The organism is Variovorax sp. P4_B10 (assembly GCF_056402375.1).
On record NZ_JBFUHN010000017.1, the window covers coordinates 18,294 to 30,835 of the forward strand.

The window sequence follows — 12,542 nt, forward strand, 5'->3', positions numbered from 1 at the left end:
TTGTTTCAATTTGGCGAGGCCGGCCGCGGCCCCGCTATCATTCGCGGAAACCGCATGCCGGGATGCCTGAAAAGGCGCCCGGCTTTTTTATTGAGATGGACCCAGCCGCACAGCCACAATCATTCGCAGAGTTCCGCGACGTCACGTTCGGCTACGGCGCGCGCGCGATCCTCGACGGCGTCTCGTTCACCGTCCCGCGTGGCAAGGTCACGGCCCTGATGGGCGCCTCGGGCGGCGGCAAGACCACGGTGCTGCGATTGATCGGCGGACAGCAGCGGGCGCAGCGCGGCGAAGTGCTCTTCGACGGCCACGACGTCGGCAAGTTCGACACCGCGGCGCTCTATGCGGCCCGGCGCCGCATGGGCATGCTCTTCCAGTTCGGTGCCTTGTTCACCGACATGAGCGTGTTCGACAACGTGGCCTTTCCATTGCGCGAGCACACGCAGATGTCCGAAGCGCTGGTGCGCGACGTGGTCCTCATGAAGCTCGACGCCGTGGGCCTGCGCGGTGCGCGCGACCTGATGCCGAGCGAAGTGTCGGGCGGCATGGCGCGGCGCGTGGCGCTGGCCCGTGCGATTGCCCTCGACCCCGATCTTGTGATGTACGACGAGCCCTTCGCCGGCCTCGATCCGATTTCGCTCGGCACCGCAGCGCGATTGATCCGCCAGCTCAACGACACGCTCGGGCTGACCAGCCTCGTCGTGTCGCACGATCTCGAAGAAACATTCCGGATTGCCGACCACGTGATCATCCTCGCCAACGGCAGCATCGCCGCGCAAGGCACGCCGAGCGAAGTGCGCGAAAGCACCGACCCGCTGGTGCATCAGTTCGTGAACGCGCTACCCGACGGGCCCGTGCATTTCCACTATCCCGGCGTCAGCATCGAGGACGACTTCGGCAATGTGGAAGGAGGGCGCTCATGAGTTGGTGGAAGCCCGCCGACGCCGGCTTTGCGGTGCGCAGCCATCTGGCGAGTCTTGGCCATGGCGCCAAGCTCTTCATGCGCCTTGTCGGTCCCGGCGCACAGATCATGCGCCGCTTCGGCCTGGTGCGCGACCAGGTCCATTTCCTCGGCAACTACTCGCTCGCAATCATCGGCGTGTCGGGACTGTTCGTCGGCTTCGTGCTGGGCCTGCAGATGTACTACGCGCTGCAGCGCTACGGTTCTTCCGAGGCGCTCGGGTTGCTGGTCGCGCTGAGCCTGGTGCGCGAACTCGGGCCCGTGGTGGCGGCCCTGCTTTTCACCGGCCGGGCCGGAACATCGCTCACTGCCGAGATCGGGCTCATGAAAGCCKACGAGCAGTTGAGTGCCATGGAAATGATGGCGGTCGACCCGGTGCAGCGCATCCTTGCGCCGCGCTTCTGGGCCGGCGTGATCGCCATGCCGCTGCTGGCCGCCGTGTTCAGCGCGGTCGGCATCATGGGCGGCTACGTGGTGGGCGTGCTGATGCTGGGCGTCGACCCTGGCGCGTTCTGGGGGCAGATGCAGGGCGGCGTCGACGTGTGGCGCGACGTCGGCAACGGCGTGGTCAAGAGCATCGTGTTCGGCTTCACCGTGACCTTCATTGCGCTGCTGCAGGGTTACGAGGCCCAGCCCACGCCCGAGGGCGTGTCGCGCGCGACGACGCGCACGGTGGTCATGGCATCGCTCGCGGTGCTCGGGCTCGACTTCCTGCTCACCGCCATGATGTTCAGTATCTAAAGGGGCATTGCTCCAATCGTTCTAGAGAGTGCAAACCATGCAACGTTCCAACAACGACATCTGGGTCGGCCTGTTCGTGATGATCGGCGGCGCGGCACTGCTGTTCCTCGCGCTGCAGTCGGCCAACCTGCTGAGCCTGAATTTCCAGAAGACCTACACGGTCACCGCACGTTTCGACAACATCGGCGGGCTCAAGCCCCAGACCGCGGTCAAGAGCGCCGGTGTTGTGGTCGGACGTGTGGAATCCATCGCGTTCAACGACAAGGCCTTTCAGGCCGACGTCACGCTGGCATTGCAAAACCGTTACAGTTTTCCCAAGGACAGCTCGCTCAAGATTTTGACCAGTGGCCTGCTCGGCGAGCAGTACATCGGCATCGAAGCGGGCGCCGAGGAGAAGAACCTGCAACCCGGCGACACCATCACCGCGACCCAATCGGCCGTGGTGCTGGAAAACCTGATCAGCCAGTTCCTCTATAGCAAGGCGGCCGAGGGAAATGCCTCGACGCCGGGAACCGCCAACAAAAAATGAAAACACGTTTCTCTTCGTCGAATGCTATGAAAAACATAGCTAATGGCGCCCGCTGGATGGGTGCCGCTACCGTTCTGGCTGTTGTGGCGGGATGCGCCACGGGGCCCAATGCCAATCCGGCCGATCCGTTCGAGCCTTTCAACCGCGGCGTCACGCGTTTCAACGACACGGTCGATGACGCAGTGCTCGTGCCGGCGGCCACGGCCTACCAGCGCGCGTTGCCCTCGATGGTCCGCACGGGGGTGAACAACTTCTTCGGCAATCTTGGCGATGTCTGGAACTTTGCCAACAACGTGGCGCAGCTCAAGCTGCAAGGCAGCGCCGAGACCTTCATGCGTCTGAACGTCAACACCTTCTTCGGGCTCGGCGGGCTGCTCGACGTCGCCACCGAAGCGGGAATCCCCCGCCACGAAGAAGATTTCGGCCAGACGCTGGGCTACTGGGGTGTAGGCGCCGGCCCGTATGTCGTGCTGCCGCTCCTGGGCTCCTCGACCCTGCGCGACACCGCGGCGCGTCCGGTGGACATGTATGGCGACCCGCTGGGGCACATGGAGGACGTGGCCTGGCGGAATTCGCTGACGGTCCTGCGCGTCGTCGATACGCGCTCGCAGTATCTGCGCGCCAGCCGGCTGCTCGGCGAGGCGGCACTCGACAAGTATTCGTTCACGCGCGATGCATTCCTGCAGCGTCGCCGCAGCCAGGTCTACGACGGCAATCCGCCGGACGATGGCGCCGGAAACAACCCGCCGGACGACGGCGGCGGAAAGTAAGAGGACGGCGGAAGTGGACGATGAAGCGCTTGCATCCGGTTGCAAGGCTTCACCTCCGCTTCAGGAACCCGGTCGGCCTGGGGCCGGTCGAATCCGTTCTTGTCGTAGCGCTTCAGCCGCCGGTGGCGACTCGGTGCTTCGTCGATTTTCAAATTTTGAGGGACTCTCCATGAACAACAAGATCTTGCAACGACGCGATGTGGGCCGCCTGGCTTTGGCCGGTGCCTTGCTGTTTGGCGCCGCTGTCGCTTTCGTCCGGCCCGCCTACGCTGCCGACGAGGCGCCCGACGCCCTCGTGAAGCGCCTGTCGACCGACGTGCTCGAAACGATCAAGGCCGACTCCTCCATCAAGGCGGGCGATGTCAACAAGATCATGCTGCTGGTCGACAGCAAGATCATGCCCAACGTCAATTTCCAGCGCATGACGGCCTCTGCGGTCGGTCCGGCCTGGCGCCAGGCCACGCCCGAGCAGCAGAAGCGCCTGCAGGAAGAATTCAAGGCGCTGCTGGTGCGCACCTATGCCGGCGCGCTCGACCAGGTGGTCGACCAGACCGTCACGGTGCGCCCGTTCCGCGGCTCGGCCGATGACAAGGAAGTGCTGGTTCGCACCGAGATCCAGGGCCGCGGCGATCCCGTGCAGCTCGACTACCGTCTCGAAAAGACACCCGGCCAGGGGGCAGGCTGGAAGGTCTACAACCTCAACGTGCTGGGCGTCTGGCTGGTCGATACCTACCGCACCCAGTTCTCGCAAGAGATCAATGCCCGCGGCATCGATGGCCTGATCGCCGCGCTGGCCGCTCGCAACAAGAACAACGGCAAGGGCTGACCGGGCAACGCCATGCTGGTCCTGCCCACCAAGCTCACCCACGACGAGGCCCCCGCCTGCATGCGCATGCTGCAGCAGGGGTTGAAGGGCCAGGCCGATTCGTCATCCACGGTGGTCGACGCCACCGCGCTGGCCCAGTTCGATTCGTCGGCGTTGGCGGTGCTGCTCGAATGCCGCCGCGAGTCCAGCGCGCTGGGCCGCGGTTTTGCAGTCAAGGGACTCTCGCCGCGTCTGCGCGAGCTGGCCGCGCTGTACGGGGTGGCGGGTCTGCTGCCCGCAGCACCCTGACACCCTAGCGCGTGCGTGGCACTGCTGCGGTCAGCAGCGTGAGCGCCTTGTTCAGGGTCGAGGTCGCGAATCGCTCTCCCTTGGAGTGGCCGATGCGCACGACGACGAGATCGTGCGACGGAATCACGAGCACGAACTGCCCCCCTGCGCCGAGCATGTAGTAGGCCGTCGTCGGCACCGCCAGCGCCCCCGTTCCATTGATCCAGAAGAATCCCCCGTAGATGGGGCGCTGGTCTGCGGCCCAGGCGGGTGCGACCGTGCTCACGAAATTGACGAACCCGTCGGGAAGAATGCGTTCGCCGTTCCACACGCCGTCCTGCAGGTAGAGATTGGCCAGTCGGGCCCAATCGCGGGCCGACATGAAGTCGTAGCCTTGCGTGAGGAAGTTGCCGTAGGGGTCGGTCTCGATCACCATGGAGCGGATGCCGATCTTGTCAAAGATGGCGCGCTGCGGGAACGAGAGGTACTCCTCACCGCGCTTCTCGACCGCGAGGCGGACCAGGTAATTGGCAAGCACCGGATCGGTGTTGCGGTAGCGGCCCACCGTGTTGGGCGGCCATTGCTGCGGCCGGGTCGCGGCGTAGTTGAACGCGTTGATCCGGCCCGTGTAGTAGTAGATGTGATCGGGGTAGGTGCCGTTGGGATCGAAGTCCGGATCGTCCGGTGCCTTGATGCGCAGCCCGCTGGACATGCGCAGGATGTCGGCAATGCGGATCTGCTGCCGGCCGTCGCCGGCACCTTGCCACTCGGGAATCGGCGCGGGCTGGTCGAGCTTGTACGCGCCCTGCTTGATCAGCACGCCCATCATCGTGGCCACGACGCTCTTGCCCATCGACCATGATTCGAGCGGCGTTGTCGTGCCGATGCCGTTCATGTAGCGCTCTCCGATGAGCCGCCCCTTGTGCGTGACCACGAAGGCCGCGGTGTAGGCCTCCGTTGTTTCGAAGGCGGCGTCGATGGCCTGGGTCACCTTGGTCATGTCGACGCCGGCGGGCGGCGGGTCGTTCGGCAGCACATCCCCCATGGGCCAGGGAACGGTCGCGGGGTCGGCCAGCGCGCTCTTGACATTGACGGGTGTGAAGAGAACATCGTCCTTGCCGGGCGGCAGCGTGATGCAACCCTGCGAACCGAAGTGGCGCGCCACCAGCGTCGGACCGCCGTTGGGTATCGTGATGCGGACCTCTTTCTTGACGCGGTCGACCACCGGTGTGCCCACCTTCTTGCGCTGCTCGTACGGCCCTGTGAAGTACCCGATGGTTTCGGCGGCGACAACAGGATCGAGTCCGGTGATGAATACCGCCGAGCACATCGCCTTGGCGTACCCGGACGTGTTGTGCTCCAGCACATCACCGGGTGGCGGCACGTAAGGCGTATTCAGTTCGAGGCACTTGGCGCGTGCAATGAGCGCCTCGCGGGCCGGCAGCTGGGCCGAACTGGAAGATGCGGTGCAAGGTTGGGCGGTGCCACCCCCTGTGCCAATGCCAACGCCAAGGCCGATACCACCCCCTCCGCCCCCGCCCCCTCCGCCCCCGCAAGCGGTCAGCACCATCGCCAGGAGCAGGGCGGTGACAGTTGAGAGGGGGCTGCGGATCAAACACTTCATGGGCGTTCCTCGCGGTGGGCGGTTGCGACGTGCAAACCGCAATACCGGCGGGATTGTGGGTGAAGTCCGGACCGATGCCTAGGGCGACCGGACCCTGCGTTCACCCCTGCACAGCGCTGAAAAACCCATCGCCCGTAAAATCGAAGGCTCCCATGCCCGCGATCTCATTCCAATCGGTCTCCAAGACCTACCCTCCCTCCAGACAGCAGAAAGCCCAAGGCAAACAAGGCTTGCGCGCAGTCGACGAGGTCAGCTTCCAGATCGAGCCGGGCGAGTTCTTCGGCCTGCTCGGCCCCAACGGCGCGGGCAAGACCACCCTGATCAGCATGCTGGCGGGCCTGTCGCGGCCGACGGCCGGTGCCATCAGCGTCCACGGCTTCGATGTGCAGCGCGACTACGCCCAGGCGCGCCGCCAGCTCGGCATCGTGCCGCAGGAGCTGGTGTTCGACCCTTTCTTCAACGTGCGCGAGTCGCTGCGCATCCAGTCGGGCTACTTCGGCATCAAGAACAACGACGGCTGGATCGACGAACTGCTGCACAGCCTCGGCCTGTCCGACAAGGCCGAGGCCAACATGCGCCAGCTCTCGGGCGGCATGAAGCGCCGCGTGCTGGTGGCCCAGGCGCTGGTGCACAAGCCGCCGGTGATCGTGCTCGACGAGCCCACGGCCGGCGTCGACGTCGAGCTGCGCCAGACGCTCTGGCAGTTCGTCGCCAGGCTCAACAAGCAGGGCAGCACGGTGCTGCTCACCACCCACTATCTCGAAGAAGCCGAGGCGCTCTGCAGCCGCATCGCGATGCTCAAGCAGGGCAGGGTGATCGCACTCGACCGCACCAGCGAGCTGCTGAAGTCGGCCGCCAGCAACGTGCTGCGCTTCAAGACCGACGCGATGCTGCCCTGGGCCATTGCCCAGCATGCGCGCATCACCGGGCGCATCGTGCAGCTGCCGGCGCAGAACGCCCACGAAGTCGAACAACTGCTGGCCGCCATCCGCGAAGCTGGCGTGGCGGTGGAAGACGTGGAAATGCGCAAGGCCGATCTCGAAGACGTGTTCATCGACCTGATGGCGGGCGAACAGACCCCGTTGGAGGTCGCAAGATGAGCGCCGCGCCGGGCCGCCCCAAGCAAGCGAAGCTCCCCCTCGGGGGGACGCGAGGACACGCAGTGCCGAGCAAGGGGGCCCTATGATGGCCGTTACCGGTTGGCGCGCGCTGCTCTACAAGGAGACGCTGCGCTTCTGGAAGGTCGGCTTCCAGACCGTCGGCGCGCCGGTGCTCACCGCGTTGCTGTACCTCATGGTGTTCGGCCATGTGCTCGAAGACCATGTGAAGGTCTACGGCACGGTCGGCTACACGGCCTTCCTGGTGCCGGGGCTCGTGATGATGAGCGTGTTGCAGAACGCCTTCGCCAACAGCTCGTCGTCGATCATCCAGAGCAAGATCATGGGCAACCTGGTGTTCGTGCTGCTCACGCCGCTGTCGCACTGGGGCTGGTTCTTCGCCTATGTGGGCTCGTCGATCATCCGCGGGCTGGCCGTGGGGCTCGGGGTGTTCGTGGTCACCATCTTCTTCGCGATGCCCAATTTCGTGGCGCCGGTCTGGATCGTCGTGTTCGCGCTGCTGGGCGCGGCCATGCTGGGCACGCTGGGCCTCATCGCCGGTCTCTGGGCCGAGAAGTTCGACCAGATGGCCGTGTTCCAGAATTTCCTGATCATGCCCATGACCTTCCTGTCGGGGGTGTTCTATTCGATCGGCTCGCTGCCGCCGTTCTGGCAGACGGTGAGCCACCTGAATCCGTTCTTCTACATGATCGACGGCTTCCGCTACGGTTTCTTCGGCGTGAGCGACGCCTCGCCCTGGCTCAGCCTGGGCATCGTCGGCACCGCCTGGCTGGTGGTGAGTGCCGTCGCCGTCCATCTGCTGCGTATCGGCTACAAAATCCGAGGCTGAAAGCCTCTTTCCAGACCCCATGACCGCTGAAGAACTCCAAGCCATCATCGTTGCCCACCTCCCCTGCGAGCACATCTCGCTCGAGGGAGATGGCCGACATTGGTACGCCACCATCGTCTCGGCCGAATTCGAGGGCAAGCGGGCCATTCAGCGCCACCAGCGGGTCTACGCCACCCTCGGTGCGAAAATGCATACCGACGAAGTGCATGCGCTCTCGATGAAAACCTACACGCCGGCCGAATGGGCGGCGGTGGAAAAGTAACTTTTCGGCCCCTTGTTCGCTTTGGGCCACCCAATTTCGCTGGATCCTCGATGGACAAACTTCTGATTCGCGGCGGGCGCCAGCTTCGCGGCGAGGTACTCATTTCCGGCGCCAAGAACGCCGCGCTGCCCGAGCTGTGCGCCGCGCTGCTGACCGACCAGCCCGTGACGCTGCACAACGTGCCGCGCCTGCAGGACGTGTCGACCATGCTCAAGCTGGTGCGCAACATGGGCGTCGCGGCCGAGCGCGACCACAACGGCACGGTGCAGCTCCATGCCGGCGACCTCGCCAACCCCGAGGCGCCCTACGAACTGGTGAAGACCATGCGTGCCTCCGTGCTGGCCCTGGGCCCGCTGCTGGCGCGCTTCGGCCATGCCAAGGTTTCACTGCCAGGCGGCTGCGCCATCGGCTCGCGGCCGGTCGACCAGCACATCAAGGGCCTGCAGGCCATGGGCGCCGAGATCGTGGTCGAGCACGGCTACATGATCGCCAGCCTGCCGGCGGGCCGCACCCGCCTGAAGGGCGCGCGCATCCTGACCGACATGGTCACCGTCACCGGCACCGAGAACTTCCTCATGGCCGCCGCACTGGCCGAGGGCGAGACGCTGCTCGAAAACGCTGCGCAGGAGCCCGAGATCGTCGACCTCGCCGAAATGCTGATCCGCATGGGCGCGAAGATCGAAGGCCACGGCACCAGCCACATCCGCATCCAGGGCGTCGAGAAGCTGCACGGCTGCGAGCACGCCGTGGTGGCCGACCGCATCGAGGCCGGCACCTTCCTCTGCGCCGTCGCGGCCACGGGCGGCGACGTGTTCCTGCGCCACGCCCGCGCCGACCACATGGACGCCGTGATCGACAAGCTGCGCGATGCCGGCTGCACGGTCGCGCCGGAAGAGGGCGGCGTGCGCATCAGCTCCAGGGCCCCGGCCTGCGAGCATCTCAAGGCGCAGAGCTTCAGCACCACCGAGTACCCTGGCTTTCCGACCGACATGCAGGCCCAGTTCATGGCCCTGAACGTGATCGCGCGCGGCGCGTCGATGGTCACCGAGACCATCTTCGAGAACCGCTTCATGCATGTGAACGAGATGGTGCGCCTGGGCGCCACCATCCATGTCGAGGGCAAGGTGGCGATGGTCGAGGGCGTGACCCAGCTCTCGGGCGCCACCGTGATGGCCACCGACCTGCGCGCCTCGGCCAGTCTCGTGATCGCCGGCCTCGTGGCCGAGGGCGAGACGCTGGTCGACCGCATCTACCACCTCGACCGCGGCTACGACCGCATGGAAGCCAAGCTGCGCGGCCTGGGCGCGGACATCGAACGGGTTTCGGGAGCCGCCGCATGATCACCCTGGCGCTCTCCAAGGGCCGCATCTTCGAAGAGACGATGCCCCTGCTGGCCGCGGCCGGCATCGAGGTCACCGAAGACCCCGAGAAATCGCGCAAGCTGATCCTCGACACCACCCGGCCCGACGTGCGGGTGGTGCTGGTGCGCGCGTCCGACGTGCCCACCTATGTGCAGTACGGCGGCGCCGACCTCGGCGTGACCGGCCTCGACGTGCTGCTCGAGCACGGCAACCAGGGTCTCTACCAGCCGCTGGACCTGCGCATCGCGGCCTGCCGCCTCAGCGTGGCGGTGCGCGCCGACTACGACTACGCGTCGGCCGTGAAGCAGGGCTCGCGCCTGCGCGTGGCGACCAAGTACGTCGGCCTCTCGCGCGATTTCTTCGCCACCAAGGGCGTGCACGTCGACCTGATCAAGCTCTACGGCAGCATGGAGCTCGCGCCGCTCACCGGCCTGGCCGACGCCATCGTCGACCTGGTCTCCACCGGCAACACGCTCAAGGCCAACCACCTGGTCGAGGTGGAACGCATCATGGACATCAGCGCGCGCCTCGTGGTCAACCAGGCCGCGCTCAAGCTCAAGCGCGAGCCGATCCGCCGCATCATCGACGCGTTTGCATCCGCCATTCCTGAGTCTTGAGGAACGCCGTGTCCGAAGAGAACAAGAGGGGCTTTTTTTCTAGACTCGACAGCCACTACGCGGCAGTCGAGATGATCAGGGACGCCTCCAAGGCGCTCTGGATCATTGCGGCGCTGCAAGCCATTTCGGCGCTGATCGGCGACAAGCTCGGATTGGTGGATGCCGCGCTGAATGCCGCCTGCGCGTTCGGCATTGCCCGCTTCCACAGCCGCGTTGCCGCGACCATTGCCCTGGTACTTGCGCTCGGAACCCTGATCTTTGCCGGTTATGGCATGGCAGCCGGCGGTCGCGTCAGCGGTGCGGGCGCATTAATCGCAGCTTTCGCCGTCTGGGCCTCGGCCCGAGCTTTGGAAGCGACCGTCAAAATTCGAGGCACGTTGGCCAACAAGCCGTCGCGTCTTTCAAGTGACCTCGAATGAGCATCCGTCCCGTTGGATATTTTTCTCGATACATACGATGAAACTGAAAGCAGCCCCCGCCCGTCTCTCCACGACTTCAGCCAGCTTCGACGCTGAATTCAAGGCGCGGCTGCATTGGTCCGCGGATGCGGACGCGGCGATCGAGAAAGTGGTGGCCGACATCCTGGCCGATGTGCAAAAGCGCGGTGACGAGGCGGTGCTGGAGTACACCAACCGCTTCGACAAGCTGGGTGTCGCCACGCTGCCCGAACTCGAACTCACGCAGGCCGAGCTGAAGGCCGCCTTCGAGTCGCTGCCCGCTGCGCAGCGCGACGCGCTCGGAGCTGCGGCCCGACGCGTGCGCAGCTACCATGAGGCCCAGAAGAAGGCGAGCGGCGAGAGCTGGAGCTACCGCGATGCCGATGGCACGCTGCTCGGCCAGAAGGTCACGCCGCTCGACCGCGTCGGCATCTACGTGCCAGGCGGCAAGGCCGCCTATCCGTCGAGCGTGCTGATGAACGCCATTCCCGCGCACGTTGCCGGCGTGGCCGAAATCATCATGGTCGTGCCGACGCCCAAGGGCGAGAAGAACCCGCTCGTGCTCGCCGCCGCCTACGTGGCCGGCGTGACGCGCGGCTTCACCATCGGCGGCGCGCAGGCCGTGGCCGCGCTGGCCTACGGCACCGCCACCATCCCCGCGGTCGACAAGATCACCGGCCCCGGCAACGCCTACGTGGCGGCCGCCAAGCGCCGCGTGTTCGGCACCGTGGGCATCGACATGATCGCGGGTCCGAGCGAGATCCTCGTGCTGGCCGACGGCAGCACGCCGCCCGAGTGGGTGGCGATGGACCTGTTCAGCCAGGCCGAGCACGACGAGTTGGCGCAAAGCATCCTGCTGTGCCCCGACGCGGCCTACATCGACCGCGTGCAGGCGGAAATCGACCGCCTGCTGCCCACCATGCCGCGTGCCGAAATCATCGCGGCCTCGCTCAATGGCCGCGGCGCGCTGATCCACACGAAGAGCATGGAAGAGGCCTGCGAGATCAGCAACCGCATCGCGCCCGAGCACTTGGAAGTCAGCAGCAGCGAGCCGCAGCGGTGGGAGCCGCTGTTGCGCCACGCCGGCGCGATCTTCCTCGGCGCCTTCACCAGCGAGAGCCTGGGCGACTACTGCGCCGGCCCGAACCACGTGCTGCCGACCAGCGGCACGGCGCGCTTCTCGAGCCCGCTGGGCGTCTACGACTTCCAGAAGCGCTCGAGCCTGATCGAAGTCAGCGAAGCCGGCGCCCAGGTGCTCGGCCCCATCGCCGTCACGCTGGCCGAAGGAGAAGGCTTGCAGGCGCACGCTGAAGCCGCCCGCATGCGCCTGCGTAAGATCTGAGGCTCTACAAAAACCCGTTTCCGGGAGGAGCTATCCAGATGATTCACCGTCTCTATCGTTCGCGGCTGTTCAAGTTCGCCACGGGCCTCGTTGCAGGCGCGGCCTTGCTGGCCGCCTGTACCCAGATGCCGCAGGTGCGCAACGAGCTGGCCGCAACGCCCAGCGCCGCCGCGCCTGCCGCGCCAGCACCGGCACAGCTCGGCACGCAATGGGGCGAAGGCATCGAATCGAAGACCCGCACGGTCGCCGCCAAGCGGCTGTCCCCGCAGCCCGACGAAGTGGCCTCGCTGGGCTACAACGACGCAGCCAGCGTGCGCCGCGATGCGGGCAGCAACCCCGAGCGCCGGCTCAACCTGCAACTGGCCCAGGGCGATGTCGAATGGTCGGTGCTCGACGAGAGCGACCGCCCCCTGCCGCTGCAGCGGGCGCGCCGCAGCAACGACATGTTCCGTCTTGCCGGCATCGAAGGCGCGCGCTACACGCTGCGCTTTCGCAACCTCAGCGACCGCAGCTACGAGGTGATCGCCACGGTCGACGGCCTCGACGTGCTGAACGGCAAGCCCGGCAGCCTGCGCAACGGCGGTTATGTGCTGCGCCCGCAGCAGACACTCGACATCGAAGGCTTCCGCAAGAGCCAGAGCGAGGTCGCGGCTTTCCGCTTCGCCGCACCGGGCCGCGCCTATGCGGCGAACACCGAGGCCGGCGACGTGCGCAACATCGGCGTGATCGGCACCGCATTGTTCGAGCTCGAGCAGCCCGAGGCACCGCGCCGCCCGCGCCGCGACGCCACGCCGCCGCAGCCCAACGCTTTCCCGGCCGACGGCTCGTACGCGCCGCCGCCGCGCTACCGCAAGTGAC

General features: G+C 66.1%; 15 protein-coding genes. 14 read left to right on the top strand and 1 reads right to left on the bottom strand.

Annotated features, from left to right (window positions below; genetic code table 11):
• Positions 1 to 62 precede the first annotated feature (62 nt).
• The 6 genes from AC1DXX_RS10680 to AC1DXX_RS10705 all read left to right on the top strand — a co-directional run bounded on the left by AC1DXX_RS10680 (position 63) and on the right by AC1DXX_RS10705 (position 4,115).
• Positions 63 to 923: an ABC transporter ATP-binding protein gene (locus tag AC1DXX_RS10680; protein ID WP_478134157.1), complete on the top strand. Its 861-nt coding sequence runs from the start codon at positions 63 to 65 to the stop codon at positions 921 to 923.
• Positions 920 to 1,702 carry a lipid asymmetry maintenance ABC transporter permease subunit MlaE gene (gene mlaE / locus AC1DXX_RS10685; protein WP_478134158.1) on the top strand — a complete coding sequence of 261 codons (783 nt, stop codon included), beginning with the start codon at positions 920 to 922 and terminating at the stop codon, positions 1,700 to 1,702. The genes AC1DXX_RS10680 and mlaE overlap by 4 nt, the downstream gene beginning before the upstream one ends.
• Positions 1,703 to 1,739: 37 nt before the next feature.
• Positions 1,740 to 2,231: an outer membrane lipid asymmetry maintenance protein MlaD gene (gene mlaD / locus AC1DXX_RS10690; RefSeq protein ID WP_478134159.1), complete on the top strand. Its 492-nt coding sequence runs from the start codon at positions 1,740 to 1,742 to the stop codon at positions 2,229 to 2,231.
• A 26-nt stretch (positions 2,232 to 2,257) separates the two neighbouring features.
• Entirely contained in the window at positions 2,258 to 3,001 is a 744-nt protein-coding gene (locus AC1DXX_RS10695) for an MlaA family lipoprotein (protein WP_478134160.1), read from the top strand.
• 169 nt (positions 3,002 to 3,170) lie between these two features.
• Positions 3,171 to 3,827: an MlaC/ttg2D family ABC transporter substrate-binding protein gene (locus AC1DXX_RS10700; protein ID WP_478134161.1), complete on the top strand. Its 657-nt coding sequence runs from the start codon at positions 3,171 to 3,173 to the stop codon at positions 3,825 to 3,827.
• Positions 3,828 to 3,839: 12 nt separating this feature from the next.
• Positions 3,840 to 4,115, top strand: coding sequence for an STAS domain-containing protein (locus tag AC1DXX_RS10705; protein ID WP_478134162.1), 276 nt, complete (start codon positions 3,840 to 3,842; stop codon positions 4,113 to 4,115).
• 4 nt (positions 4,116 to 4,119) lie between these two features.
• Here the strand turns inward: AC1DXX_RS10705 and AC1DXX_RS10710 are convergent, their stop codons facing one another.
• Entirely contained in the window at positions 4,120 to 5,478 is a 1,359-nt protein-coding gene (locus tag AC1DXX_RS10710) for a serine hydrolase domain-containing protein (RefSeq protein ID WP_478134163.1), read from the bottom strand.
• 392 nt (positions 5,479 to 5,870) lie between these two features.
• Between AC1DXX_RS10710 and AC1DXX_RS10715 the strand changes: the two genes are divergently transcribed.
• From AC1DXX_RS10715 to AC1DXX_RS10750, 8 genes are all read left to right on the top strand, one after another.
• Positions 5,871 to 6,818: an ABC transporter ATP-binding protein gene (locus AC1DXX_RS10715; protein WP_478134164.1), complete on the top strand. Its 948-nt coding sequence runs from the start codon at positions 5,871 to 5,873 to the stop codon at positions 6,816 to 6,818.
• Between the two features lie 82 nt (positions 6,819 to 6,900).
• Complete coding sequence (locus tag AC1DXX_RS10720) at positions 6,901 to 7,665, top strand: ABC transporter permease (protein ID WP_478134165.1); 765 nt, start codon at positions 6,901 to 6,903, stop codon at positions 7,663 to 7,665.
• Between the two features lie 19 nt (positions 7,666 to 7,684).
• A complete protein-coding gene (locus AC1DXX_RS10725; protein WP_478134166.1) occupies positions 7,685 to 7,927 on the top strand; it encodes a BolA family protein in 243 nt (80 codons plus the stop codon).
• Between the two features lie 50 nt (positions 7,928 to 7,977).
• Positions 7,978 to 9,267: a UDP-N-acetylglucosamine 1-carboxyvinyltransferase gene (gene murA / locus AC1DXX_RS10730; protein WP_478134167.1), complete on the top strand. Its 1,290-nt coding sequence runs from the start codon at positions 7,978 to 7,980 to the stop codon at positions 9,265 to 9,267.
• The gene (gene hisG, locus AC1DXX_RS10735) at positions 9,264 to 9,905 is read left to right on the top strand and encodes an ATP phosphoribosyltransferase (RefSeq protein ID WP_478134168.1); all 642 of its coding nucleotides are present in this window, start codon (positions 9,264 to 9,266) and stop codon (positions 9,903 to 9,905) included. Before murA ends, hisG begins: the two co-directional genes overlap by 4 nt.
• An 8-nt stretch (positions 9,906 to 9,913) precedes the next feature.
• Positions 9,914 to 10,324, top strand: a complete 411-nt coding sequence (locus AC1DXX_RS10740; protein WP_478134169.1) for a hypothetical protein — start codon at positions 9,914 to 9,916, stop codon at positions 10,322 to 10,324.
• A gap of 37 nt (positions 10,325 to 10,361) precedes the next feature.
• Entirely contained in the window at positions 10,362 to 11,684 is a 1,323-nt protein-coding gene (hisD, locus tag AC1DXX_RS10745; protein ID WP_478134170.1) for a histidinol dehydrogenase, read from the top strand.
• 38 nt (positions 11,685 to 11,722) lie between these two features.
• Positions 11,723 to 12,541 carry a hypothetical protein gene (locus AC1DXX_RS10750; protein WP_478134171.1) on the top strand — a complete coding sequence of 273 codons (819 nt, stop codon included), beginning with the start codon at positions 11,723 to 11,725 and terminating at the stop codon, positions 12,539 to 12,541.
• The last annotated feature ends 1 nt before the right edge of the window (position 12,542 follow it).